The sequence below is a fragment of the Streptomyces sp. NPDC053542 genome (assembly GCF_044544685.1).
In the GTDB taxonomy this organism is placed as follows: Bacteria; Actinomycetota; Actinomycetes; order Streptomycetales; family Streptomycetaceae; genus Streptomyces.
The window spans coordinates 643,803-669,549 of sequence record NZ_JBITXL010000004.1; the positions used below are offsets into that span (position 1 = coordinate 643,803).

At 71.5% G+C, this 25,747-nt stretch carries 20 protein-coding genes; 13 read left to right on the plus strand and 7 right to left on the minus strand.

Annotated elements, in window-relative coordinates:
- Window positions 1-21: 21 nt before the first annotated feature.
- The 3 genes from ACIGXO_RS14505 to ACIGXO_RS14515 all read left to right on the plus strand — a co-directional run bounded on the left by ACIGXO_RS14505 (window position 22) and on the right by ACIGXO_RS14515 (window position 2,772).
- A complete protein-coding gene (locus ACIGXO_RS14505) occupies window positions 22-882 on the plus strand; it encodes a sugar phosphate isomerase/epimerase family protein (RefSeq protein WP_399785350.1) in 861 nt (286 codons plus the stop codon).
- A gap of 2 nt (window positions 883-884) precedes the next feature.
- The gene (locus tag ACIGXO_RS14510; RefSeq protein WP_399785352.1) at window positions 885-2,309 is read left to right on the plus strand and encodes a sugar porter family MFS transporter; all 1,425 of its coding nucleotides are present in this window, start codon (window positions 885-887) and stop codon (window positions 2,307-2,309) included.
- A 256-nt stretch (window positions 2,310-2,565) separates the two neighbouring features.
- A complete protein-coding gene (locus tag ACIGXO_RS14515; RefSeq protein WP_399785356.1) occupies window positions 2,566-2,772 on the plus strand; it encodes a helix-turn-helix transcriptional regulator in 207 nt (68 codons plus the stop codon).
- 105 nt (window positions 2,773-2,877) lie between these two features.
- Here ACIGXO_RS14515 and ACIGXO_RS14520 read toward each other — a convergent pair whose 3' ends face one another.
- Window positions 2,878-3,921: a LacI family DNA-binding transcriptional regulator gene (locus ACIGXO_RS14520; RefSeq protein ID WP_399785359.1), complete on the minus strand. Its 1,044-nt coding sequence runs from the start codon at window positions 3,919-3,921 to the stop codon at window positions 2,878-2,880.
- A gap of 101 nt (window positions 3,922-4,022) precedes the next feature.
- Between ACIGXO_RS14520 and ACIGXO_RS14525 the strand changes: the two genes are divergently transcribed.
- The 3 genes from ACIGXO_RS14525 to ACIGXO_RS14535 all read left to right on the plus strand — a co-directional run bounded on the left by ACIGXO_RS14525 (window position 4,023) and on the right by ACIGXO_RS14535 (window position 6,781).
- Window positions 4,023-5,105 carry a Gfo/Idh/MocA family oxidoreductase gene (locus ACIGXO_RS14525; RefSeq protein ID WP_399785362.1) on the plus strand — a complete coding sequence of 361 codons (1,083 nt, stop codon included), beginning with the start codon at window positions 4,023-4,025 and terminating at the stop codon, window positions 5,103-5,105.
- A 14-nt stretch (window positions 5,106-5,119) separates the two neighbouring features.
- Window positions 5,120-5,884: a TSUP family transporter gene (locus ACIGXO_RS14530; protein ID WP_399785365.1), complete on the plus strand. Its 765-nt coding sequence runs from the start codon at window positions 5,120-5,122 to the stop codon at window positions 5,882-5,884.
- A gap of 267 nt (window positions 5,885-6,151) precedes the next feature.
- On the plus strand, window positions 6,152-6,781 hold the full coding sequence (locus ACIGXO_RS14535) for a hypothetical protein (protein WP_399785368.1): 630 nt from the start codon (window positions 6,152-6,154) through the stop codon (window positions 6,779-6,781).
- Here ACIGXO_RS14535 and ACIGXO_RS14540 read toward each other — a convergent pair.
- Complete coding sequence (locus ACIGXO_RS14540; protein ID WP_399785679.1) at window positions 6,726-7,478, minus strand: DedA family protein; 753 nt, start codon at window positions 7,476-7,478, stop codon at window positions 6,726-6,728. The two genes, ACIGXO_RS14535 and ACIGXO_RS14540, sit on opposite strands and share 56 nt — an antisense overlap.
- Before the next feature lie 126 nt (window positions 7,479-7,604).
- On the opposite strand from ACIGXO_RS14540, the gene ACIGXO_RS14545 reads away from it, so the two are divergent.
- Window positions 7,605-7,838, plus strand: coding sequence for a heavy-metal-associated domain-containing protein (locus tag ACIGXO_RS14545; RefSeq protein WP_399785371.1), 234 nt, complete (start codon window positions 7,605-7,607; stop codon window positions 7,836-7,838).
- A gap of 5 nt (window positions 7,839-7,843) precedes the next feature.
- A complete protein-coding gene (locus ACIGXO_RS14550; protein ID WP_399785374.1) occupies window positions 7,844-10,120 on the plus strand; it encodes a heavy metal translocating P-type ATPase in 2,277 nt (758 codons plus the stop codon).
- Between the two features lie 704 nt (window positions 10,121-10,824).
- On the opposite strand, the gene ACIGXO_RS14555 is transcribed toward ACIGXO_RS14550, so the two are convergent.
- From ACIGXO_RS14555 to ACIGXO_RS14575, 5 genes are all read right to left on the minus strand, one after another.
- Window positions 10,825-12,114, minus strand: coding sequence for a citrate synthase (locus ACIGXO_RS14555; RefSeq protein ID WP_399785377.1), 1,290 nt, complete (start codon window positions 12,112-12,114; stop codon window positions 10,825-10,827).
- Window positions 12,115-12,290: 176 nt separating this feature from the next.
- Window positions 12,291-14,534, minus strand: a complete 2,244-nt coding sequence (locus ACIGXO_RS14560) for an ATP-dependent RecD-like DNA helicase (RefSeq protein WP_399785380.1) — start codon at window positions 14,532-14,534, stop codon at window positions 12,291-12,293.
- A 345-nt stretch (window positions 14,535-14,879) separates the two neighbouring features.
- Window positions 14,880-15,737: a sugar phosphate isomerase/epimerase family protein gene (locus ACIGXO_RS14565; RefSeq protein WP_399785384.1), complete on the minus strand. Its 858-nt coding sequence runs from the start codon at window positions 15,735-15,737 to the stop codon at window positions 14,880-14,882.
- Window positions 15,734-16,912 carry a dihydrodipicolinate synthase family protein gene (locus ACIGXO_RS14570; RefSeq protein WP_399785387.1) on the minus strand — a complete coding sequence of 393 codons (1,179 nt, stop codon included), beginning with the start codon at window positions 16,910-16,912 and terminating at the stop codon, window positions 15,734-15,736. Before ACIGXO_RS14570 ends, ACIGXO_RS14565 begins: the two co-directional genes overlap by 4 nt.
- A complete protein-coding gene (locus ACIGXO_RS14575) occupies window positions 16,909-18,060 on the minus strand; it encodes a Gfo/Idh/MocA family protein (RefSeq protein ID WP_399785390.1) in 1,152 nt (383 codons plus the stop codon). Before ACIGXO_RS14575 ends, ACIGXO_RS14570 begins: the two co-directional genes overlap by 4 nt.
- Before the next feature lie 233 nt (window positions 18,061-18,293).
- On the opposite strand from ACIGXO_RS14575, the gene ACIGXO_RS14580 reads away from it, so the two are divergent.
- The 5 genes from ACIGXO_RS14580 (at window position 18,294) to ACIGXO_RS14600 (ending at window position 25,703) form a co-directional block, all read left to right on the plus strand.
- Window positions 18,294-19,445, plus strand: coding sequence for a LacI family DNA-binding transcriptional regulator (locus ACIGXO_RS14580; protein WP_399785393.1), 1,152 nt, complete (start codon window positions 18,294-18,296; stop codon window positions 19,443-19,445).
- Between the two features lie 25 nt (window positions 19,446-19,470).
- The gene (locus ACIGXO_RS14585) at window positions 19,471-20,601 is read left to right on the plus strand and encodes a GNAT family N-acetyltransferase (protein ID WP_399785396.1); all 1,131 of its coding nucleotides are present in this window, start codon (window positions 19,471-19,473) and stop codon (window positions 20,599-20,601) included.
- A 442-nt stretch (window positions 20,602-21,043) separates the two neighbouring features.
- The gene (locus tag ACIGXO_RS14590; protein ID WP_399785399.1) at window positions 21,044-21,853 is read left to right on the plus strand and encodes a sugar phosphate isomerase/epimerase family protein; all 810 of its coding nucleotides are present in this window, start codon (window positions 21,044-21,046) and stop codon (window positions 21,851-21,853) included.
- Between the two features lie 1,077 nt (window positions 21,854-22,930).
- On the plus strand, window positions 22,931-24,718 hold the full coding sequence (locus ACIGXO_RS14595) for a glycoside hydrolase family 3 protein (RefSeq protein WP_399785402.1): 1,788 nt from the start codon (window positions 22,931-22,933) through the stop codon (window positions 24,716-24,718).
- 355 nt (window positions 24,719-25,073) lie between these two features.
- Complete coding sequence (locus tag ACIGXO_RS14600; protein ID WP_399785405.1) at window positions 25,074-25,703, plus strand: hypothetical protein; 630 nt, start codon at window positions 25,074-25,076, stop codon at window positions 25,701-25,703.
- Window positions 25,704-25,747: the final 44 nt, after the last annotated feature.

Below are 25,747 nucleotides of genomic sequence, written 5' to 3' on the forward strand. Positions count from 1 at the left end.
CTTCGAAAGGCTGCCCCTCCCGTGAAGATCGCCCTTGACCCGTACATGTTCCGGAACGTCCCGCTGCTCGAACTCCCCGGCCTCGTCGCCGAGCTGGGCTTCGAGTGGATCGAGCTGTCACCGCGCGCGGACTTCAACCCCTTCTTCCTGCACCCGCGCGTGGACGACGGCACCGTACAGAAGTTCCGCAAGGAGCTGACCGCGGCGGGTGTCGGCATCTCCTCGGTCCTCCCGCTGTACAAGTGGTCCTCGCCGGACGAGGACGAGCGCCAGGCCGCCGTCCGGTACTGGAAGCGGGCCATCCGGATCACCGCCGACCTCGGCGTCTCCGCGATGAACTCGGAGTTCAACGGCCGCCCCGAGAAGGCCGACCGCAGCGAGGGGCAGTTCTGGCGCTCCCTGGAGGAGCTGCTGCCGGTCTTCGAGCGGGAGGGCATCACGCTCGCCCTGGAACCGCACCCGGACGACTTCATCGAGGACGGCCACGCCGCCGTCGACATGATCCGCGGCATCAACAGCCCGCTGGTGTCCTTCTTGTACTGCGCGCCGCACACCTTCCACCAGGGCAACGACGCGCCGGGCATCCTGAAGCACGCGGGCGGCCTGACCACCGCCGTCCACCTGGCCGACTCCTTCGACCACACCGGCTCCTCCGGGCTGCGCTACATCGTCAACCCGCCCGGTTCGACGGTACGCATCCACCAGCACCTCGACATGGGCCAGGGCGAGGTCGACTTCGACGAGCTCTTCCGGGAGCTGGCCGCCAACGGGTTCGACGGCACGCTGGTCTCCTCGGTCTTCGCCTGGGAGGAGCGGGCGAAGGAGTCCTCACGCTTCATGCGGAAGACGATCGGCGAGTACGTCAACCGGTACTGGGGCTGACCATGACCGCCCCGACCAGACCGGACACCGCCGTGCGCGAGGAGAGCCCCGAGAACCTCCGCACGGCCGGCAAGAAGGCCCAGCGCTTCATCGTCGGCATCGCTGCCATAGCCGCCATCGGCGGCGCCCTGTTCGGCTACGACACCGGAGTCGTCTCCGGCGCCCTGCCCTTCATGGAGGAACACTTCGGCCTCACCTCCCTCGGGGAAGGCGTCATCACCAGCGCCCTGCTGATCGGCGCGGCCTTCGGCTCGCTGGCCGGCGGCCGCATGTCCGACCGGCTCGGCCGCCGCAACTCCCTGCTGTGGGCGGGCGCGGTGTTCATCGGGGGTGCGACAGCCGTCGCGCTCGCGCCCTCGGTGGCCTTCATGGTGGTGGCGCGCTTCGTCCTCGGGCTCGCCGTGGGCAGCGCCTCCGTCATCACCCCGCTGTACCTGTCGGAGATCGCCCCGCCGCACATACGGGGGCGGCTGGTCTCCTTCAACTCCCTGATGATCGTCAGCGGTCAGCTGCTGGCGTACCTCATCAACGCGGTGCTCGCCCAATGGGAGGCGTGGCGCTGGATGCTCGGCCTCGCCGCGCTGCCCGCCGTCGCCCTCTTCATCGGCCTGTTCTTCCTGCCGGACACCCCCCGCTGGTACATGAGCAAGGGGCGTACGGAAGAAGCGGGCGCCGTCCTGCGGCGCACCCTGCCGGCCGGTGAAGTGGACGACGAGCTGGCCCGGATCGAACAGGCCCGCGCCCTGGAGACGGACGCCCAGCGCGGCGCCTGGCAGGAACTGCGTACCCCCTGGGTGCGCCGCCTCCTCCTGGTCGGCATCGGCCTGTCGATCGTCCAGCAGATCACCGGCGTCAACGCGGTCATCTACTTCGCACCGAAGATCCTGCTGACCACGGGGCTGGGCACGAACGCCGCGATCACCGCGACCATCGCGGTCGGCGCGGTCTCCGTGCTCGCCACCGCGACCGGCATGTCACTGATCGACAAGGTCGGCCGCCGCCCGATGCTGATCCGGGGCCTGACGGGGATGGCCGTCTCCCTGGCCCTGCTCGGCGCGTCCTTCCACCTGCCCCGGTCCACCGGGGTCAGCTACCTCGTGCTCGCCCTGATGGTGGTCTACATGGCGTTCATGCAGGCCACGCTGAACACCGGGGTGTGGCTGCTGCTCGCCGAAATGTTCCCCCTGAAGGTGCGGGGACTGGCCATGGGCGCGGCGGTGTTCGTGATGTGGCTCGTCAACTTCGGGGTGGCGCTGCTCTTCCCGGTGCTGCTGGACGCGGCCGGCGCCGCCATCACGTTCTGGCTGTTCGGCGTCGCGTGCGTGCTCTCGCTGGTCTTCTGCAAGCGGTACGCGCCGGAGACCAAGGGCATGGCCCTGGAGGACCTGGAGCACGAGCTGCGCAAGGCGGCCTCGGCGGGGGCATGACCAGGCTTGTTGCTGGGCGAGAAGGGCCGGGCGAGGCGATCGCCCGGCCCTTCTCCGTACGGAAACAGCCGTCCGGGTCACGTCACTGTCGTCACCATTACGCGGGTCTTCGGTCACAGACCGTCAACAGCCTGCCCCTGCTGCTCAAGGACCTCGTTGCACCGGGCACAGGGTGAGTGATCGCCACGCCGTACGCAGTTCCCCCGCGGGCTCTCTTGGAGCCGCCCTGCGTGCGGCCGAGGGAGGTGCGCAGAACATGACCGACCGGAGGCTCTGGTCGTACAAGGAGATCGCCGCACACATCCGGGTCCAGCCGGACACCGTGCGCTCCTACCGCAAGCACGGACTGCTGCCACCACCCGACCTCGTGGAGGGCGGCAAGCCGTACTGGTTCGCCGACACCGTACGGGAATGGGTGACCAAGCGCCCGGGCCACCGGGGCCGGCGCGAACGCGAGGACTGAGCAGCCGCCGGCCTTCCCCCAGGCCCCGCATCGTCCGGTGCGGGGCCGTTTCAGTGGGGGGCGTTTCGGTGGGGCGTTGGGGAGCCGTTTCAGTGGGTGGCCATTTCAGTGCGGGGCCGCTGCCGTTCCCCGGACCTCCAAGGTCGGCTCCACGAGCTGCCGTTCGGCGGGGCGGTCCGGGCGTTCCATCCGGTCCAGGAGGCACCGCGCGGCCCGCCGCCCCACCTCGTGACTGGCGTTGTTCACGGTCGTCAGCCACAGGTGCCGGATCCGCGCGAGATAGGTGTTGTCGCAGCCGATGAGGGAGAGGTCACGGGGCACGTCCAGGCCCAGCTCCTGCGCCGCGGAGAGCACGCCGACGGCCGCGATGTCATTGAACGCGAAGACGGCGGTGGGGCGTTGGACGCCACGCCTACCGCCGAGCAGCCGCACGGCCGCGCGGTAACCGCCTTCCTCGGTCGCGTCGCTGGGCGCCATCAGCACCCCGTCGTCCAGCCCGTGTGCGCGCATCGCCGCCTCGTAGCCGCGCCGTCGCAGCTCTCCGACGCTGCCCTGGCCCATGATGTGCGCGATCCGGCGGTGGCCGAGGCCGATGAGGTGCTCGGTGGCGAGCCGGGCGCCGCGCTCGTCGTCGTTGGCGACGGTGTCCACCCGGGGCAGTTCCGGGTCGTGGGTGCCGGCGACGACGGTCGGCAGCCGCCCTGCGGCCTCCGCGAGCGCGCCGGTGTCCGGCAGCGTGCCCACCGCGACCAGGCCGTCCACGCGCAGCTCGGCGAACGTACGGGTGAAGTCCTCCCCCGTGTGCCGGTTGAGCCGGCCGTCGGCCATCAGCATCCGGAGGCCGTGCGCGTGCAGTACGGAGTTCAGGCCGTCCAGCAGCTCGACGAACCAGGGGTTGCGCATGTCGTTGAGGAGCACGCCGACGGTGTGCGTACGCCGCGCCACGAGGCTGCGCGCCGCGGCGTTGGGCCGGTAGTCCAGCTCCTTCACCGCTTCCAGCACGGCGGCCCGCTTGGCGTCGCTGACCTGCGGCGAGCCCCGCAGCACGAGCGAGACCAGCGACTTGGAGACACCGGCGCGCTCGGCAACGCTGCGGATCGTGGGCGGCTGCGTCGCACCGGGCCGCGCCGCGGCATTGGACCGTTCCATGGCCGGAAATCCTTCCACCGGCGATGAGGTGCCGTCAACAAACGGCGACTCTCAAGGGTTGACACGAGTATGTCAGGACATGCAGGGTGCGTGGACATCGATTGGACCGTTCCAAACCCACTCCCGGTCTCGCCTCACTCGCACCCGCCCTCGCCCTCCCTCCCTTTCAAGGAGTCGCAGCAATGAAGCTCGGACTCATCGGCACCGGCCGCATCGGCGCGTTCCACGCCGAGACCCTCAAGTCCGTCCCCGGCGTCACGGAGATCGTCGTCGCCGACGTGGACGCCGCGCGCGCCCGCGCACTCGCGGACAAGCTCGGCCTCCAGGCCGCCACCACCCTCGAGGACATGTACGCGGACGGCCTGGACGGCGTGGTGATCACCGCCGCCACCAGCGCCCATGCCGCCCTCATCCACCAGGCCCTGGACCACGGGGTCCCGGTCTTCTGCGAGAAGCCGGTGGCACTCGACGTCCCCGGCACCCGCACCGTCGTCGAGCGCGCCGCACACAGCCCCGTCCCCGTACAGATCGGCTTCCAGCGCCGCTTCGACGCGGGCTACCACGCCGCCCGCGAGGCCCTGCGCTCCGGCGAGCTGGGCTGGCTGCACACCCTCCGCGCCTGTACTTCCGACCAGACGCCGCCCCCCGCCGCGTACATCTCCACCTCCGGCGGCCTCTTCCGCGACTGCTCCATCCACGACTTCGACATCCTGCGCTGGCTGACCGGCCGCGAGGTCGTCTCCGTCTACGCCCAGGGCGCCAACAAGGGCGAGTCCTTCTTCGCCGCCGGCGACGACGTGGACACCTGCGCCGCGCTGCTCCGCTTCGACGACGACACCCTCGCCACCGTCACCGCCACCCGCTACAACGGCGCCGGCCACGACGTCCGCCTGGAGGTCTGCGGCTCCAAGGGCGCCCGCGTCGTCGGCCTGGACGACCGGGCTCCGCTGCCCACCGCCGAGGCCCGGCTCTCCTGGCAGCGCGCCACCCCGTACGCGACCTTCATGGAGCGCTTCCACGACGCGTACGTCACCGAGCTGACCGCCTTCACCGAGGTCGCGGCGGGCCGCTCGGAGAACCCCTGCCCGCCCGCCGACGCCCTCGAAGCGCTCTACATCGCGGAGGCGTGCGACCGCTCGCGCCGCACCGGCGAGCCGGTCGCGATCGCCGACGTACGCGCCTGAGCCGCCTCGTCACCGTGCTCGGCCTGGGACTCCTCCCCCTGCTCACCCTGGCGGTGGCCGCGCTGCTGGCGGGCTTCTCCAAGACCGCCCTCAGCGGCGTGGCCGCCGTCAGCGTGGCCCTGTTCGCCGCCGTACTCCCCGCCAAGGAGTCCACCGGCGCCCTGCTCCCCCTCCTCCTGGCCGGCGACGTCATCGCCGTACGGACCTACCGCCGCCACGCCGACCTCCCGACGCTCCGCCGTCTCTTCCCCTCCGTCGCCGCGGGCGTCCTCGTGGGCGTCGCCTTCACCGCCCTCGCCGACGACACCCTCATACGCCGCACCATCGGCGCCCTCCTCCTGACCATCACCGCCCACCACCTCTACCAACGCCGCCCCCGAACCCCTCCGCCCCAGGCCCCGCTTCCCACGCCCACCAACGCCCCCAACGCCTCTCTCCGTACTCCCCTCTACGGCCTCATCGCCGGCTTCGCCACCATGGTCGCCAACGCGGGCGGCCCGGCGATGTCCCTCTACCTGCTCGCCTCAAGGCTCGGCATGCTCGGCTTCCTCGGCACGGCGGCATGGTTCTTCTTCCTGGTGAACGCCTTCAAGCTCCCCTTCAGCGCCGCCCTCGGCCTGCTCACCCCGCACACCCTCCTGCTCGACGCGGCCCTCCTCCCCGCCCTCCTCCTCGGCGCCCACCTCGGCCGCCGCTGCATCCACCACCTCAACCAACCCCTCTTCACCCACCTCACCCTCCTCCTCACCACAGCCGCGGCCCTGAACCTGCTCCGCTGACGGTGGAAGGAAAGCCTGCGTAGTTGCTCGAGAATCGAAAATAGCCAGAAACGTCAACGGAACTGGGATTCCCTGGGGCGAACTCGACTGAGTACCCAGCACCTCAAGGACCGGCGCGGAACTCAGAGCCGAACGCGCAAATTTCCAAAATACCGGCGCCCCGCAGGGAAATCCACGGTATTCTCGGCCGCGGCGGTCGAAGGGAAATACAATGACGGCATCGACGCCGTCACCGCCATCACCCCGAGCTCCGGCAAGTGAGGATTGATGTTCCGCAAGACGTTTATCTTGTGCACTGTTGCGCTCGCCACGGCGCTCACCTCCTGCAGCAGTGACACGGCGGACAAGAAGAGCCCGGACGCCCGGCTCGCCGCCGGAAAGGTGTGTGGAGGGGTCCCCTCGGAGGCCGCGTCATCGCTTGAGGACATTACCGAGACAAAGGAATTCAAGTACATCAACCACTCCTCGGTACCAGGTGTACTGAAGAGGGGGTTGGAGACTTCTTCGGCTGCTACAGGAGAGTCCCGGTACCTGTTCTGCGAGATTCGGCCGCAACAACCGGCAGGAAAGAACGCCGTGCGGAAGATCAGCGTTTTTTTCGAGACCATCGACCGGCTTCCGCCTGACGAGAGCGAAGCGGTCGGTGTCACCACGCTGCCGATCGGCCTGCGGGCGATCGGAGACGACGGGAACGCGGATATTTTCTTCGACTGTAAATCTTCCGATTCGACGACCGGCGAAAACGACCGCTCCATCGTTCACGCGGAACTCGTCTACGGAGCCACGCCCCGCAAAGCGGACCCGAGGGAGCGGAACCTGAGGGTCCTGCAGGCTCTGGCGTTCAAGATGGCGCAGAGTCTCGGGTGCGCCGGCAACGGCGGGATTCCCCGCGTGTGAGCAGTGACGCCCCCGGCCGGCAGCCGTCCGGCCGCGGCGTGTCCCGCTGTGCGGCTCCTTGGCCGCGCCCCTTCTTTCGCCGTGCCCGGTATCGACCGCTCAGCACGGGAACAAGGGCACCTGCCGCGGCCACGGTGAGCGATACACCGATCGCGAGGATCAGAGAGGGAAGCATGCCGCCGGCAGCCGTGCGGCCCAGGTATCCGATGCCGACCGAGTAGGTCGCCCATACGGACTCCGCGATGAGGCTGCCGAAAAAGTACCGGCGTACGGGGTACCGCACGACACCCGTGGCGAGTGCGCCGGCCACCCGCCCAGCCGGGAGAAAACGCAGCCCCGCCACGAACGGCACCCCGTGGCGCTCCAGCTGCGCCGAGGCGCGCTCCAGAATGGCGCGACGCTTCTCATTCCGCTGCAGCCAGCGCCGCGCCGGCCCCCCGAACCTCCGGGCCGTCGCGTGGAGTATCAAGTCCCCCGCGACCGCGCTTCCCGTGACGGTCAGGAGGACCAGGGGGAGGGGGAGGGTGCCGCGGGCGGCGAGGACGCCGGCCCAGGCGAGCAGGGCGGAGTTGGGCACCAGTGGTGGCGCGGTGGTCAGCGCCAGCAGTCCGTACATGGCGAGCGCGTTCACGGCGGCCCCGATCCCTCGGCCCGGCGTTCCCTGTGCCCTTCCAGGCTGACCCCATCCCGGCGGCATGGCCAATTCCGTAGGGTTCGGGTGGGTTTTTCGGCGGCGGTGCGGGACACCCGTGCATTCATACCCCCTAGGGGTATAAAGTGGAACGTGGAGCACCAACCGTCACCCCGGCACTAGGAGAATCCCATGTCCGCACCGGCCGACCAGCCCGTCACCACCACCTACAAGGTCACCGGCATGACCTGCGGTCACTGTGAGGGCGCCGTGAAGGAGGAGATCTCGGAGATCGCCGGTGTCAGCTCGGTCGAGGCGACCGCTGCGACCGGTCTCGTCACCGTCGTCTCGCAGACCCCGCTCGACGAGGAGGCCGTGCGCGCCGCCGTCGACGAGGCCGGCTACGAACTCGTGGGCCGGGCCTGAGTCCCATGCCGGACACAGCCGTGCAGGCGCAGGTCGAGCTGGCCATCGGCGGCATGACCTGCGCCTCGTGCGCCGCGCGCGTGGAGAAGAAGCTCAACCGGATGGAGGGCGTCACCGCCACCGTCAATTACGCGACGGAGAAGGCGCGGGTCGCCTATGAGCCGGGCGTCGAGATCGCCGATCTGATCGCCACGGTGGAGCGGACCGGGTATACGGCGCACGAGCCGCAGCCCGAGCCGGAGCCGGCCGCCCCCGCGCCGGGCGCACACGAGGAGAAGGACGCCGGAGCCCAGGAGAGGCCGGACGGCGCCCTGGCGGCGCTGCGCCAGCGGCTGACGGTCTCGGCCGTACTCGCCGCGCCCGTGGTCGCCCTGTCGATGATTCCCGTGCTGCAGTTCGACAACTGGCAGTGGCTGTGCCTGACGCTGGCCGCGCCGGTCGTCGTCTGGGGCGCGTACCCCTTCCACCGCGCGGCCTGGACGAATCTGCGGCACGGCGCCGCCACGATGGACACGCTGGTCTCCCTCGGCACGCTGGCCGCGTTCGGCTGGTCCCTGTGGGCGCTGTTCTTCGGGCACGCCGGGATGCCGGGGATGCGGCACGGCTTCGATCTGACGGCCCGGCACGGGGACGGCTCGTCCGCGATCTACCTGGAGGCGGCGGCCGGTGTCACCGCGTTCCTGCTGCTCGGGCGCTATCTGGAGGCCCGCTCCAAGCGGAAGGCGGGCGCGGCGCTGCGCGCGCTGATGGACCTGGGCGCCAAGGACGTGACCGTACTGAGGGAGGGGCGCGAAGTACGCGTCCCGGTGGACCGGCTGGCCGTCGGCGACCGGTTCGTCGTACGGCCCGGGGAGAAGATCGCGACGGACGGCACGGTCGTCGAGGGCACCTCGGCCGTGGACGCCTCGATGCTCACCGGCGAGTCCGTACCGGTCGACGTGGCCCCGGGCGACGCGGTGACCGGCGCGACCGTGAACACCGCGGGGCGGCTCGTCGTCGAGGCCACCCGCATCGGCTCCGACACCCGGCTCGCGCGGATGGCGCAGCTCGTGGAGGACGCGCAGAGCGGCAAGGCCGAAGCGCAGCGGCTCGCGGACCGGATCTCGGCCGTCTTCGTGCCGGTGGTACTGGTCATCGCCCTCGCCACCCTCGTCGTACGGCTGCTGGTGACCGGCGACGCCACCGCCGCATTCACCGCCGCGGTCGCCGTCCTGATCATCGCCTGCCCGTGTGCGCTGGGGCTGGCCACGCCGACCGCGCTGATGGTCGGCACGGGCCGCGGCGCCCAGCTCGGCATCCTGATCAAGGGCCCGGAGGTACTGGAGTCCACGCGCCGGGTCGACACCGTCGTCCTGGACAAGACCGGCACGGTCACCACCGGGCGGATGAGTCTGTACGAGGCGGTCCCGGCGGCGGACACGGACGAGAAGACCCTGCTGCGGCTCGCCGGCGCCCTGGAGCACGCCTCGGAGCACCCGGTGGCCCGGGCGATCGCCGAGGGCGCACAGAAGCGCGTGGGGGAGCTTCCGGCGGTCGATCGCTTCGAGAGCGTGGCGGGCCTGGGCGTACGCGGCACGGTGGACGGCCACGAGGTCGCCGTGGGCCGCGAGCGCCTGCTGGCCACCGCGGAGGGTTCCGCGCTCCCCGCCGAGCTCGCCGGCGCCCGCGACGAGGCCGAGGCCGCGGGCCGTACGGCCGTCCTGGTCGCCTGGGACGGACGCGTACGCGGCGTACTGTCCGTCGCCGACACCGTGAAGGACGGCAGTACGGAGGCGGTCGCGCGGCTGCGGTCGCTCGGGCTGACCCCGGTACTGCTCACCGGCGACAACAAGGCCGTCGCGGCGAGCGTCGCCCGTGAGGTCGGGATCGACCCCGACCAGGTCTTCGCCGAGGTCATGCCGGAGGACAAGGTCGCGGTGGTACAGCAGCTGCAGGAGCGGGGCCGGTCGGTCGCGATGGTCGGGGACGGCGTGAACGACGCCGCCGCGCTCGCCCGCGCCGACCTGGGCCTGGCCATCGGTACGGGTACCGACGCGGCCATCGAGGCCGCCGACCTCACCCTCGTCCGCGGGGACCTCCGGGTCGCGGCCGACGCCATCCGGCTCGCCCGGCGCACCCTGGGAACGATCAAGGGCAATCTGTTCTGGGCGTTCGGCTACAACGTCGCGGCCATCCCGCTCGCGGTGGCCGGGCTGCTCGACCCGATGATCGCGGGGGCGGCGATGGCGTTCTCGTCGGTCTTCGTGGTGACGAACAGCCTGCGGCTGCGGTCCTTCACGTAGGAGACTCTGCGGGGCGGCGGACTCCGACCGGGCCCGCGCCCGGAACGAAGCTCCCGGGATGCGCGCAGGGCCCCGGGAGTTCCCGTTCTTCACCCGGTAAGTGGGTGGGGTTCTTCACCTGATTGGGGACCTTCACACAGTTCTCACAACCCGCACCGTACCCATACACTGGGGCCCCGATCTCCTGACAGGGACCCTTGACCGTATTCGCCCGATATGGCAAGAGACCCAGATCACAGAGGTTCGGACGTAACCATTCGAGGGGGTCGTGAGTCTAACCGTGCAGTACAAGCACCCCGGCGGGGCTTGTACTCGACAACCGGACCGGTCTTGGGGGACTTCGTCCGGTACGCGTGGCCGGGGCGACGTGCCCGGGGAGCTTTGAGCGGCCCTCCCGTACGTGCGCGTCCCGGCAGCTCGCGCAACGCAGTAGAGCAGGGTGCCCTCAATGGACGCCCGGACGGATCCCGTGGGGGGAATCCGACCCGGGAAAGGGAAGCGCCCCCCGCTCCGGACCCGTGGGGGGATCTGGAGCGAGGGGCGCTTTCCGCTTTTTACAGCCCGTTTTTCAGCCGCTTTCGCGGCACGCGCGGGGGAGCCTGACCGGCCCCGCGGCACGCACAGCCGGCCTGGCCGACCCCGTGGCGCGTTGCGGCGGGCCCTGGCCGGCCCGCACCGCGGGCCGGCGGACGGCAAGACCGGTGTCAGCGCTGCTCGACCGGGATGAAGTCGCGCTCGACCACGCCGGTGTAGATCTGGCGCGGGCGGCCGATGCGGGAGCCCGGCTCCTTGATCATCTCGTGCCACTGGGCGATCCAGCCGGGGAGCCGGCCGAGCGCGAAGAGCACGGTGAACATCTCGGTCGGGAAGCCCATGGCCCGGTAGATCAGGCCGGTGTAGAAGTCCACGTTCGGGTAGAGCTTGCGCTCGACGAAGTAGTCGTCGGAGAGCGCGTGCTCCTCCAGCTTGAGGGCGATGTCCAGCAGCTCGTCGGACTTGCCGAGCGCGGAGAGGACGTCGTGCGCCGCCGCCTTGATGATCTTCGCCCGGGGGTCGAAGTTCTTGTAGACGCGGTGCCCGAAGCCCATGAGCTTCACGCCGTCTTCCTTGTTCTTCACCTTGCGGATGAAGGTGTCGACGTCGCCGCCGTCGCGCTGGATGCCTTCCAGCATCTCCAGCACGGACTGGTTCGCACCGCCGTGCAGGGGGCCCCACAGCGCGTTGATGCCGGCCGAGATCGAGGCGAAGAGGTTCGCCTGCGAGGAGCCGACCAGGCGCACGGTCGAGGTCGAGCAGTTCTGCTCGTGGTCGGCGTGCAGGATCAGCAGCTTGTCCAGCGCGCTGACGACGACCGGGTCGAGCTCGTAGTCGGCGGCGGGCACCGAGAAGGTCATGCGCAGGAAGTTCTCGACGTACCCGAGGTCGTTGCTCGGGTAGACGACCGGGTGGCCGACCGACTTCTTGTACGCGTACGCCGCGATCGTCGGCAGCTTGGCCAGCAGCCGGATGCTGGAGAGGTAGCGCTGCTGCTCGTCGAACGGGTTGTGGCTGTCCTGGTAGAAGGTGGACAGCGCGCTGACGACCGAGGACAGCATCGCCATCGGGTGGGCGTCCCGCGGGAAGCCGTCGTAGAAGCGCTTGACGTCCTCGTGGAGCAGCGTGTGGTAGGTGATGTCCTGCTTGAAGGAGGACAGCTCGTCAACGGTCGGCAGCTCGCCGTTGATGAGCAGGTACGCGGTCTCGATGAACGTGCTGCGCTCTGCGAGCTGCTCGATCGGGTAGCCGCGGTACCGGAGAATGCCCGCTTCACCATCGAGATAGGTGATCGCGGATTTATAAGCAGCGGTGTTGCCGTAACCGGAATCCAGGGTCACCAGACCGGTCTGTGCGCGCAGCTTCGAGATGTCGAAGCCCTTGTCGCCGACGCTGCTGTCGACGACCGGGTAGCTGTATTCGCCGTCCCCGTAACGCAGTACTACAGAGTTGTCGCTCACGTCATCCCTCACCGACGTTGTGCCTCTTCTTCGAGGTGCCCTGACTGCCTATACCTTCCCCCATTTGGACCTTGCCTGTGCACTCGGGGTCGGCCATAGGGCCTTAAGACGGCACTCAGTGCCGCCCAGCTGCCCATCTTGCGCCCCTTCGCCCCAAAGGGGAAAGGGGTGACACCTCACATCGTGCCGCCAAGCCGGTGATCCAGCGCGGTATGCCTCCGACCCGCCGATATCGTCCGCACCGCCTGGCCCAGAGCCTTGCGGGACCCCACCAGCACCACCAATCGCTTTGCCCGGGTAACTGCCGTATAGAGAAGATTGCGCTGCAGCATCATCCACGCCCCTGTCGTGACGGGAATCACCACTGCCGGATACTCACTTCCCTGCGAACGGTGGATCGTCACGGCGTACGCGTGCGCCAGCTCGTCCAGCTCGTCGAAGTCGTACGGCACCTCCTCGTCCTCGTCGGTCAGCACGGTCAGCCGCTGGTCCTCGACGCTCAGGTCCGTGACTACCCCGACCGTGCCGTTGAAGACACCGTTGCGGCCCTTCTCGTAGTTGTTCCGGATCTGGGTGACCTTGTCGCCGACGCGGAAAACCCGGCCGCCGAAACGACGCTCCGGGAGACCGGGGCGGGCCGGGGTGACCGCCTGCTGCAGCAGGCCGTTCAGCGCGCCGGCGCCGGCCGGGCCGCGGTGCATCGGCGCCAGCACCTGCACGTCCCGCCGGGGATCGAGGCCGAACTTCGCCGGGATCCGGCGGGCCGCTACATCGACCGTCAGCCGCCCGGCCTCCTCGGTGTCCTCCTGCGGGAAGAGGAAGAAGTCGGGCATCCCGGTCGTGATCGGCAGCGTCCCGGCATTGATGCGGTGCGCGTTGGTCACCACGCCCGAATGCTGCGCCTGCCGGAAGATCCTGGTCAGCCGCACCGCCGGGACCGGGCTGTCGTCCGCGAGCAGGTCGCGCAGCACCTCCCCGGCGCCCACGGACGGCAGCTGGTCCACATCGCCCACGAGGAGGAGGTGCGCGCCCGGCGGCACGGCCTTGATGAGCTTGTTGGCGAGCAGGAGGTCCAGCATCGACGCCTCGTCGACCACCACGAGGTCGGCGTCCAGCGGCCGGTCCTGGTCGTACGCGGCGTCCCCGCCGGGCTTGAGCTCCAGCAGCCGGTGCACGGTGGCGGCCTCCGCGCCGGTCAGCTCGGCCAGCCGCTTGGCGGCCCGCCCGGTCGGCGCCGCCAGCAGCACCCGCGCCTTCTTGGCGCGCGCCAGCTCCACCACCGAGCGGACCGTGAAGGACTTGCCGCAGCCGGGGCCGCCGGTGAGCACCGCGACCTTCTCGGTCAGCGCCAGCTTCACCGCCGCCTCCTGCTCGGGCGCCAGCTTCGCTCCCGTACGGTCGGCGAGCCACGCCAGTGCCTTGTCCCACGGCACGTCGTGGAAGGCCGGCATCCGGTCCTCCCCGGCCCGCAGCAGCCGCCGCAGCCGCCCGGCCAGGGACAGCTCGGCGCGGTGGAAGGGGACGAGGTACACGGCCGTGACGGGCTCGCCGCCGTCGGGCGCGGGCACGGTCTCCCGCACCACCCCCTCCGGGTCTTCGGCCAGCTCCGCCAGGCAGTCGATGACCAGCCCCGTGTCCACCTGAAGCAGCTTCACGGAGTCGGCGATGAGCTGCTCCTGGGGCAGGAAGCAGTGCCCCTGGTCGGTGGACTGGGACAGCGCGTACTGCAGGCCGGCCTTCACCCGGTCCGGGCTGTCGTGCGGGATGCCCACCGACTGGGCGATGCGATCGGCGGTCAGGAAGCCGATGCCCCAGACGTCGGCGGCGAGGCGGTAGGGCTGATTCCGTACAACGGAGATGGACGCGTCGCCGTACTTCTTGTAGATCCGCACCGCGATGGAGGTGGACACGCCGACGCCCTGGAGGAAGACCATGACCTCCTTGATGGCCTTCTGCTCCTCCCAGGCCGCGCCGATCATCTTCGTCCGCTTCGGCCCGAGGCCCGGCACTTCGATGAGGCGCTTCGGCTCCTTCTCGATGACCTCCAGGGTGTCCGTGCCGAAGTGCTCGGTGATCCGGTCGGCCATCCGCGGACCGATGCCCTTGATCAGGCCGGAGCCGAGATAGCGGCGGATGCCCTGCACGGTGGCGGGCAGGATCGTGCGGTAGTTCTCGACCGTGAACTGGCGGCCGTACTGGGGGTGGGAGCCCCAGCGGCCCTCCATGCGCAGCGACTCGCCCGGCTGGGCGCCGAGCAGCGCGCCGACCACCGTGAGCAGGTCATTGCCGCCGCGTCCGGTGTCGACGCGCGCGACGGTGTAGCCGTTGTCCTCGTTGGCGTACGTGATCCGCTCCAGGACGCCTTCGACGACGGCCTGGCCGGGTGGATTGTTCGGGCCTCCCCCGCGCGTTCGCTGCATGGAACCGAAGGTACCGCCGGGATCGGACATCGCCGGGGGCCTGTGGACAACCCGGCGGCCGGGCCTGCGGATTATCCACAGGCCGGATATGCCGACTGGACATTTCGAGGGGCCCGGCGTATCGCCGGGCCCCTCGTTCCCCCCTCGGGTTCCCCCCTTTTCATCGCCGCCCGAACATCCCCCGGATCTCCCCCGTGGGCGCCGATGTCCAGTACGACCTCCAAAGGGCCGGAACGGTTGCGTGATTCCGCCCGACTTTCGGCGCAGTTCACATCGCGGTCCGCGCCCGTACGCACGGCGCACGCGGCGCGTTCAGCCGGGCCGCGAATTCGCTTGCGCGCCCCGTCACTCTGCGCGCAGTACGTGCTTCCGGTAACGGGCGATCACCTCGGCCAGTACCTCGGCCCCGTCCCGCTCCCACAGGCCCGGGTTGAAGATCTCGACCTCGATGGGCCCGTCGTGCCCCGCCGCTTCGGTCCGTTCGCGGAACCACCGCAGGTCCACCGCCCCGTCCCCGAGCTGCCCGCGGCCGAGCAGTACCCCTTCGGGCAGCGGGGTCACCCAGTCGGCGAGCTGGAACGCCGCCAGCCGCCCGCCGCGCCCCGCCCGTTCGATCCCCTCCCCGACCGTGTCGTCCCACCACAGGTGGTACGTGTCCACGACCACCCCCACCTGCTCAGCGGGGAACCGCTCGGCGAGGTCCAGCGCCTGGGCGAGCGTGGAGACGACGCAGCGGTCCGACGCGTACATCGGGTGCAGCGGCTCGATCGCCAGCCGCACGCCCCGCTCGGCGGCGTACGGCCCCAGCTCGGCCAGCGCCTCGGCCACCCGCTCCCGCGCCCCGTGCAGGTCCCGGCTGCCGGGCGGCAGCCCGCCGGATACCAGGACGAGCGTGTCCGTACCGAGGGCCGCGGCCTCGTCGAGCGCCGCCCGGTTGTCGTCGAGCGCGGCGGCGCGCTTCTGGGGGTCGGACGCGGTGAAGAAGCCGCCGCGGCACAGGCTGGTGACGGTCAGCCCCGCTTCCCGCATGAGCTTGGCGGCCGCGTCGACGCCGTACTTCTGTACGGGCTCGCGCCACAGGCCCACGTGGCGCAGCCCGGCCGCCGCGCAGCCGTCCGCCAGCTCGGGCAGCGACCACTGCTTGACCGTCTCCTGGTTGAGGCTGAGGCGCGCGAGGTCGTCCTTCGTAGCGCGGCCGGTCATGCGTCTCCTCCCAGTACGGCGGTCAGCTTCGCCATACGGTGCCGGGCCAGCTCGGGGTCGGGGAACAGGCCGAGCCCGCCCGCCAGTTCGTACGCCCGGCGCAGGTGCCGCAGCGAGCGGGCCGACTGCAGGCCGCCGGCCATAGTGAAGTGCGCCTGATGACCCGAGAGCCAGGCCAGGAAGACGACGCCGGTCTTGTAGTAGCGGGTCGGCGCTTCGAAGAGGTGTCGGGCCAGCTCCACAGTGGGGTCCAGGACCTTGTGGAACGCGGCGGTGTTCCCGGCGTCCAGCAGGCGCACGGCCGCGGCGGCCAGCGGTGCGAGCGGGTCGAAGACGCCCAGCAGGGCGTGGCTGAAGCCGCGTTGGTCGCCCGCGATCAGTTCGGGGTAGTGGAAGTCGTCGCCCGTGTAGCAACGCACCGCGTTCGGCAGCCGGCGGCGCAGCGCCACCTCTCGGTCCGCGTCGAGCAGCGAGACCTTCACACCGTCGACCTTGCCCGGGTGCTCGGCGATGATCTGCAGGAACGTCTCGGTGGCCGCGTCGAGCCCGTCGCTGCCCCAGTAGCCCTCCAGCGCCGGGTCGAACATCGGGCCGAGCCAGTGCAGGATGACCGGCTCGCTGCTCTGCCGGAGCAGGTGGCCGTACACCTCCGCGTACGCCTCGGGCCCGGCCGCGACCGCCGCCAGCTGCCGCGACGCCATCAGGATCGGCTGCCCGCCGGCCTCCTCCACGAGGGCGAGCTGCTCCTCGTAGGCGGCGCGCACCTCCGGCAGCCCCGCCTGACCGGGCGGGAGCTGGTCGGTGCCGACCCCGCAGGCGATCCGGCCGCCCACCGTCCTGGCCTCGGCGGCCGATCGCCGGATCAGCTCGGCGGCGGTCGGCCAGTCCAGGCCCATGCCGCGCTGCGCGGTGTCCATGGCCTCGGCGACGCCCAGGCCGTGCGACCAGAGGTGGCGCCGGAAGGCGAGGGTGGCGTCCCAGTCCAGTACGGCGGGGCCGTCGGGGGCGGTGTCGGCATACGGGTCGGCGACGACGTGCGCGGCGGCGAAGACGGTACGGGAGGAGAAGGGGACCGCTGCGCCTACGGGTGCGGCGCTGCCCGGCGTTGCTTCCGGCGCGGCGCTCGCAAACGAGGTTCCGGAAGCGGCGGGCGGGGTTTCCGATGCGGCGCTCACAGGCTCAGCTCCGGTACGTCCAGGCGGCGCCCTTCTTGCGCCGAGCGGATGCCCAGTTCGGCAAGGTGTACGCCGCGAGCACCCGCCAGGAGGTCCCACCGCCACGGCTCGTCGAGCACCACGTGGCGCAGGAACAGCGACCACTGTTCCTTGAAGCCGTTGTCGAACTCCTCGTTGTCGGGCACCTCCTGCCACTGCGCCCTGAAGTCCTCCGTGGCCGGCAGGTCCGGGTTCCAGACCGGCTTGGGGGTCGCGGAACGGTGCTGGACACGACAGCGGCGCAGGCCCGCGACGGCCGATCCCTCCGTGCCGTCCACCTGGAACTCCACCAGCTCGTCCCGGTTGACGCGCACCGCCCAGGAGGAGTTGATCTGCGCGACGGCGCCGCCCTCGAGCTCGAAGATCCCGTACGCGGCGTCGTCGGCGGTCGCCTCGTACGGCTTCCCGGCCTCGTCCCAGCGGCGCGGGATGTGGGTGGCCAGCTGCGCCTGGACGGTGCGTACCGGCCCGAACAGCTCGTGCAGTACGTACTCCCAGTGCGGGAACATGTCCGTCGCGATGCCGCCGCCGTCCTCGGCCCGGTAGTTCCACGACGGGCGCTGCGCCTCCTGCCAGTCCCCCTCGAAGACCCAGTAGCCGAACTCGCCCCGTATGGACAGGATGCGCCCGAAGAAGCCGCCCTCGATGAGCCGCTTCAGCTTCAGCAGGCCCGGCAGGAAGATCTTGTCCTGGACGACGCCGTGCTTGATGCCGGCGGCGCGGGCAAGGCGCGCCAGTTCGAGCGCACCGGCGAGCCCGGTGGCGGTGGGCTTCTCCACGTAGAGGTGCTTACCCGCGGCGATCGCCTTCTTGACGGCCTCCTCGCGGGCCGCGGTGACCTGCGCGTCGAAGTAGATGTCGATGCTGTCGTCGGCCAGTACCGCGTCCAGGTCGGTGGACCACTCCGTGAGGCCGTGCCGGTCGGCCATGGCCGCGAGCTTGTGCTCCGCGCGGCCGACCAGGACCGGTTCGGGCCAGATCACCGTGCCCCCGCCCACGTCCAGGCCGCCCTGGTCGCGCAGGGCGAGGATCGAGCGGAGCAGGTGCTGGCGGTAGCCCATGCGCCCGGTCACGCCGTTCATGGCGATCCGTACGGTCTTGCGTGTCACAACCCGACCCCTCACATCAACCGGTGGTACCGGTCGCGGCCCACGTGGTCCGCGAACGGACAAGCGCGCGGAAAGCGCCGGCGAAGGGCGCGCGGTGCCCAGCGCCCGGAGTTGCTCACTCGGTCACGCGTAGAAAGCGCTTTCCATCGCGAGAGAAGCTAGCCTGCGACGCGAGGCGCCACAAGAGGGGCGACGCCGTACGTGGCGCCGCAGGAAGGGGGACGGGGAGCGTTATGACCGTGACACTGGCGGACGTCGCCGCGCGGGCGGGGGTCTCGGCAGCGACCGTCTCACGCGTGCTGAACAGCAACTATCCGGTGGCCGAGGCCACCCGCGACCGGGTGCTGCGGGCGGTCGCGGAACTGGAGTACGTCGCGAACGGACCTGCCAGCGCGCTCGCCGCGGCCACCTCCGATCTGGTCGGCATCCTCGTCAACGACGTCGCCGACCCGTTCTTCGGGATACTCGCGAGCGCGGTGCAGTCGGAGATGAGCGGCGACGGCACCCCCGCCGGCGAGAAGCTCGCCGTGGTCTGCAACACCGGCGGCTCCCCGGAGCGCGAGCTGACGTACCTCACGCTGCTGCACCGCCAGCGGGCCGGCGCCGTGGTGCTGACCGGTGGCGCGACCGAGGACCCCGCGCATACGGCGGCGTTGGCGGCCCGCGTGGCGCGGCTGGCCGCGGCGGGGACCCAAGTGGTGCTGTGCGGCCGCCCGCCGCTGCCGGCGGGGGCGCCGGCTGGCGACGGGGGCTCGACGGCAGCGCCGGTGGCGCGTGGCCGGGCCGCGGGGGCTTCCTCCGCGGCGGCTTCCTCGGCTTCCGCTGCCGATACGGGACCTGCTCCGCTGACCGTCGCGTTCGACAACCGGGGCGGCGCGCGGTCGCTGACCGAGCACCTGGTCGCCCTCGGCCACCGCCGCATCGGATGCGTCGCGGGGCCCGAGGGGCTCACCACCACCCGGCACCGGCTGGAGGGGCACCGCGCCGCCCTCGCGGCGCACGGCATCGCGGACGTGCCCGGCCGCACGGTCCACGGCGCCTACGACCGGGCCTCCGGCTACGCGGCGGCCCACGAACTCCTCCGGCGGGACGAGGAGCTGACCGCCGTCGTCGCGGGCAATGACACGGTCGCGCTCGGCGTCTGTGCCGCGCTGCGCGAGCACGGGCTGCGGGTCCCCGAGGACGTCTCGGTCGCCGGCTTCGACGACCTGCCCTTCAGCATGGACGCGGTGCCGGCGCTGACGACCGTCCGGCTGCCGCTGGCCGAGGCCGGAGCGCGGGCCGGCCGGCTGGCGATGGGGCGGGAGCCGGCGCCGGCGGACGGCGTGACGCTGCTTTCATCCGAATTGGTGATACGCAAGTCGACGGCTCCGCCCTATTCTTGACTCAGTCAAGGTTTTGGGGGACGCCGTGACCGTCCAGGAATTCCGCCGCTTCAACCGCTTCTACACCAACTTCATCGGCGCTCTCGACTACGGCCGCCATCTCTACACTCCGTACACGCTCACCGAGGCCCGGCTGTTGTACGAGCTCGCCAACACCCCTGGTCAGGTGGACGCCGCGGACCTGCGGGTCACGCTCTCCCTGGACGCGGGGTATCTCAGCCGGCTGCTCGGGAAGTTCGAGGAGCGCGAGCTGATCACCACCGGCCGTTCGGAACAGGACTCGCGGCGCCGGCGCATCACGCTCACCCCGCGCGGCCGGGAGACGGCGTCCACCCTGGAGGAGCGGTCGCAGGACAGCGCCGGCCGGCTCCTGGAGCGGCTGCCCGGACCGGACCGCGCCCGGCTGGTGGAGTCCATGGCGACCATCCGCGAGCTGCTCGGCGACGCCGGCCCCTTGGATACCGACCCGCCGGGCGCCGGCCCGGAACCCGCGTCCGGCGCTCGTTCCGGGCCGGCGTCGGACCGGGTGACCCTGCGGACCACGCGCCCCGGTGACCTCGGCTGGATGGTGCAGCGCAACGCCGAGCTCTACGCCCGCGAGTACGGCTTCGACCTCTCCTACGAAGCGCTGGTGGCCCACATCGTCGCCGAGTTCGCCGACCACTTCGACCCGCGCTGGGACCGCGCCTGGATCGCCGAGCTGAACGGCAAACCGGCGGGCCAGGTGATGTGCGTCCGGGACGAGGCGGACGAGGACGCGCAGGCAGATGGCGAGACCGGGAGCGCGCGCGGGCGTGGGGACGGTAGCGGGGCCAAGACGGAACGCGGGGACGGGGGCGAGGCGGCCCCCGGGGGCCGGGACGGAAGCGGGGGCGAAGGTGGGCGGTGCGGTCCGGGGCGGATACGCAGGGCTCGGCTGCGGCTGCTGCTCGTGGAGCCGGAGGCGCGCGGTCATGGCATCGGCGGGCGGCTGGTGGCGGCCTGCACGGACTTCGCCCGGGACGCCGGGTACGAGGAGATGGTGCTGTGGACGAACAGCGTCCTGACGTCCGCCCGGCGGATCTACGAGCGGGCCGGTTTCGAGCTGGTCGCCGAGCGGCCGCACCACAGTTTCGGCCAGGACCTGGTCGGGCAGGACTGGCGACTGCGGCTGTGAGTCGTCGGCCGAGGCGGTGAACCGGAGGGCCGGGGCTGTGAGCCTTGGCTGCGGCGGGCAGTCGTCGACTGAGACTGTGGGCCGTGGCTAAGACCGTGGGTCACGGCTGAGACCGTGGGCCGTGGCTGGGCAGCCGTGGGCCGTGGTTGGGCCGTGGTCCCTGCCGGGCCGGTGAGTCGTGGCTGGGTCGGTGAGTCGTCGGTTGAGACCGTAGGCCATGGCCCGGCCGGTGAGTCGCCGGTTGGGACCGCAGGCCATGGCTGGGCCGGTGAGTCGCCCGTCTGGGCCCCGCGCATGGCTGTGGCTGAGAGCTGTGGGCTGAGACTGCGGGCCATGGCTGTGGCTGAGAGCCGTGGGTTGGGACTGCGGGCCTGGCTGCGGGTGTGGTGGGGTCGGTGTGAGGTTCTTCGTGAAGGGCTGCGAAAGGTAGGGCTGTAGGGCTATGCGATTCGCCTTCTCGACGCTGGGCGTGCCCGGTATGCCGGTGCGCGATGTGGCCGGGCTCGCCGCCGGTGCCGGGTACCACGGGGTGGAGCTGCGCGCCCATCCGGAGGAACCGGTGCACACGGGCCTCGGTCCCGGGGAACGTTCCGAGGTCGCCCGGGAGTTCGCGGACGCCGGGGTGGAGATCCTCACCATCGCGGGGTACGCGAAGGTCGCCGAGGCTCAGGACGCGGCGGGCGAGGCGGCGCTCGCGGACGAGTTGGCGGGGCTGGTGGGTCTCGCGGCGGACGTGGGCGCCTCGTACGTACGGGTGTTCCCCGGGGCGGGCGACCGGCCGGCCGCGGAGGCCGACGCGGACGCCGCCCGCCGGCTCGGCGCCATCGCGCCGCTCGCCGCGGACCGGGGCGTGACCGTCCTGCTGGAGACGCACGACTCGCACCGTACGGGGGCCGCGGCGGCGCGCGCGGTCGGTCCGGTGGGGCACGGGTCGGTCGGGGCGCTGTGGGACGTGCTGCACACCTGGCTCGGCGGTGAGGACCCGGCCGCCACGCAGGCCGTGCTCGCTCCCCATCTGGGCTATGTCCAGGTCAAGGACGTGGCCTCGGCCGAGGACAGGACGCCGCTGCCGCTCGGCGCCGGGGTGCTCCCCCTGGCCGGGTGCCTCGGGGCGCTCGTCGGGGACGGCTGGGACGGCTGGCTGTGCTGGGAGTACGAGAAGCGGTGGTACCGGGAGGCCCCGGCGCTGCCCGGCCTCCTCCGCCCCGGCCGAGAACATCTGGAGCAGCTGCTGACCGATTTGAAGAAGTGAGGAAGAGAGGAAGAGAGGAAGAGGGGGCGGGCGTGGCGATGCGACGGCGAGCGTGAGGCGGGCGTAGCGACGGTAGCGACGCGGAGGCAGGCGTAGCGACGCGGCGGCAGACGCGAAGCGAAGGCGGGCGTGAAGCGGAGGCGGGCGTGAAGCGGAGGCTGCCCCGAACGGCGGCCGGGCCGCACGGCGGGCGGGCCGGGAGGAGATCCGCCACCGGCGCGTGAGGAGGGGGGTGCGCCGGTGGCGGTGTGCTGCCGGCCGCAGGCGGTGGAGAGGGTGGTCAGCGACGCAGCCAGCAGCGAGGCCGACACCGCTTTGCGGAGACTCACCGGCAGTACGTCGTTGTGACGGACCGGCAACGCGCTGGGTTCCCCGGAACCGCCCCGCCCTCCAAGATTGGTACGGATTGGTACTACTGGCACACGGTGGACCACCCGGACCACTCCGAGGCCCCACCCCGAGGCCCCACCCCGAGGCCCCACCCCGAGGCCCCACCCCGAGGCCCGACCCCGAGGCCCGACCCCGTGCCTCCGGTCGTGTGATCACCCGGTTGGTGCCGGGGCATTGACCGGCAATTGTTTTCCGGATATCCGTGTCTCCTTGGCAGTTTCCTTCAATACGCCTATATGCCTGGGACTGGGCGGGTGGGAGCGGTCCGTGCCGCGCCCCGGCCGTGTGGTGCCACCGGCGCCGAGGAAGTCGCCGAGGAGTCACCGAAGAAGTCGTTGCGGAAGTCACCCAGCAAGTCGTCGAAGCAGTCGCCGAAGAAGTCGTCGAGGAAGTCTGAGTAAGTCGCCGAGGAAGCCTCCGAGGAGCCCTCCGGAAGGAGCGCACATGCACTCCAGACGTACCGCTCGCCCCAGCCCCGCCTCTCGCCCCAGCCCCGCCGCCCGCCCCAGCCCTGCCGATCGCCCCAGAGACATCGATGGATCCGGGCCTGCCGATCTCCCCAGACCCGCCGGTCGTTCCGTTCCTGCGCCCGATGGTTCCCTTCCTGCGCCCGGTCGGTCCGTTCCTGCGCCGGATCGGTCCGTTCCTGAGCCTGCTGAGCCTGTTGGTCGTTCCAGACGTGCCCTGTTGACCGCGGCGGCTGCGGCGGCGACGGCGGTGGCCACCGGCGGTACCGCGTATGCCGCGCCCGCCGGGCCGGCGCGGGACGTGCGGGAGCGGTTGCGGGCGCTCATCGCCCGGATGAGTCTCGAGGAGAAGGTCGGGCAGCTCTTCGTGATGCGGGTGTACGGGCACTCCGCCACCGCGCCCGACCCCGCCGACGTCGAGGCCAACCGCAAGGAGATCGGCGTGGCGAACGCCGCCGAGCTGATCGCGAAGTACCACGTCGGCGGCATCATCTACTTCTCCTGGGCGCACAACACGCGCAACCCGCAGCAGATCGCCGAGCTCTCGAACGGTATCCAGCAGGCGGGCGCCGCCCAGCGCGTTCCCGTACCGCTGCTGATCGCCACCGACCAGGAACACGGGATAGTGGCCCGGATCGGCGCGCCCGCCACGCTCTTCCCCGGGGCGATGGCCCTGGCCGCGGGCGGCTCGCGGGAGGACGTGGAGACGGTCGGCCGGATCTCCGGCGCCGAGCTGTACGCCATGGGCATCCGCCAGGACTACGCGCCCACCGCCGACGTCAACGTCAATCCCGCGAACCCGGTCATCGGCGTGCGGTCGTTCGGCGCCGATCCCAAGGCGGTGGCCCGGTTCGTCGCCGCCGAGGTGAAGGGGTATCAGGCGGCCGGCGTGGCCGCGACCGCCAAGCACTTCCCCGGCCACGGCGACACGGACACCGACAGCCACATCGGCATCCCGTACATCCACCACTCCGCCGAGGAGTGGGAGCGCCTGGACGCGCCGCCCTTCAAGGCGGCCATCGCGGCGGGAATAGATTCGATCATGACGGCCCATATCGTCGTGCCCGCGTTCGACAAGAGCGAGGATCCGGCGACCCTCTCCCGGCCGATCCTCACCGGCATCCTGCGCGAGCGCCTCGGCTACGACGGTGTGGTGGTCACCGACTCGCTCGGCATGGAGGGCGTGCGCAAGAAGTACGGGGACGACCGCGTCCCGGTGCTCGCCCTGAAGGCGGGCGTCGACCAGCTGCTGAACCCGCCGGACCTGGAGGCCGCGTACAAGGGCGTGCTCACCGCCGTGGGCAACGGGGAGCTGAGCGAGCGGGAGATCGACGAGAAGCTGCTGCGCATCCTCGTGCTGAAGGAGCGCCGCGGGCTGTTCGCCGGCCCGTACACCTCGCGGCGCGCTGTGGACCGTACGGTCGGCACGAAGCGGCATCTCAGGACCGCCGACAAGATCGCCGACCGCACCACGACGCTGCTGGTCAACGAGGGCGGGCTGCTGCCGCTCTCCCGGCGCAGCGCACGCCGCGTCCTGGTGGTCGGCGCCGACCCGGCCGCGCCGTCCGGCACCGGCGGCCCGCCCACCGGCGTGCTCGCGCGCACCCTCGGCGAGCTGGGCTTCACCGCCACCGCGCTGTCCACGGGCACGGCGCCCACCCAGGCGCAGACCGACGCGGCGGTGGCGGCGCTGGCGGACCACGACGCGGTGGTCGTCGCCACGTACAACGTCACCGCGGGCTCCTCGCAGCGGGGGCTGGTACGGGCCCTGCTGGGGTCCGGGAAGCCGGTGGTGCAGCTGGCGATCCGGAACCCGTACGACATCGCCCAGCTCGACGGCGTCAAGGCGGCGCTGGCCAGCTACTCGTGGACCGACGTCGAACTGCGCGCCGCCGCCCGGGTGATCGCGGGCCGCCGGGAGCCGCGGGGCAAGCTGCCGGTCCCGATCATGCGCGCCGACGCACCCGGCACGGAACTCTTCCCGATCGGCCACGGCCTGACGTACTGACCGCACCGGACACGGCCTGACGCACTACGCATTGACCGCACGCGGGCGCCCGTACCGACCGACCACACACGGGCGCCCGTACCGACGACCGCACACGGGCGCCCGGACCGGCCCATACCGGCCGCCCCACCGGACCGCCCGTACCGGCCGCCCCCACCGGACCGCCCGTACCGGCGCCCGTACCCGGCACCCGTACCGGACCCCCCGTACGGCACCCACCGCACACCCCCTACCGCATCCCTCGTACCTCATGCGCAATCCGCCGTTCGCGTCTGGCGTGTGCCCGTCACGGCGGGTCACGCTGGGCCGGCAGGGACTGGCATCGCGCAAGTGGGGTGCAGGGGGGACGGTGGGGGTGCGCGGGGCACGGGGTGCGGGGGCGCTGCTGGGCGTCCTGCTGGCGGCCGGCCTGGTGCTGACGGGGTGCCGGCCGTCGTCCAGTGCTGAGGCCCGCGGCGCCGGTAGCGCGTCACCGACGGGATACGGCGCGGTCTTCCTGGACCGCGGCGAGTGCAGCAGCCGCGGGCGGGCTGCGGCCTTCCACGAGGTGGCCTGTTCGAGCGGGGCGGCCGCGGCCCGGGTGCTGGCGCGGCACTCCGGGCGGCAGTCCCGGGGGCCGCTCTGCCCGGCCCGTACCGACTTCGTCCTGCACATCAGCGAGCACCGGCCGGACGCCGACGAGGACGGCGACGGCGCGGTCCCGCAGGGGTACGCCTGCATGCGCAACCTGCGCGCGCCGCACCCCGGTGACCCGGGGCAGGGCGGCGGCCCGCGCACCGTGCCCGGCGACTGCGTCTACCTCGCCGCCGGGCTCCAGGCCCGCGAGACGCCCTGTGCCGCGTCCGGCGCCAAGGCGCGGCACCGGCCCGAGTACGAGGTGACGGCGACGGTCCGCGAGCGCCCGTCCTGCCCGCCCGGCACGGCCCTGTACCTCCGCCTCCCCGACCACACCACGGGCTGCGCCCGCCGCCTCACGACGGCCTGAGACGGCGGTGGGCCCGGGCGGCCGACCGCCCGGACCCACCGCTC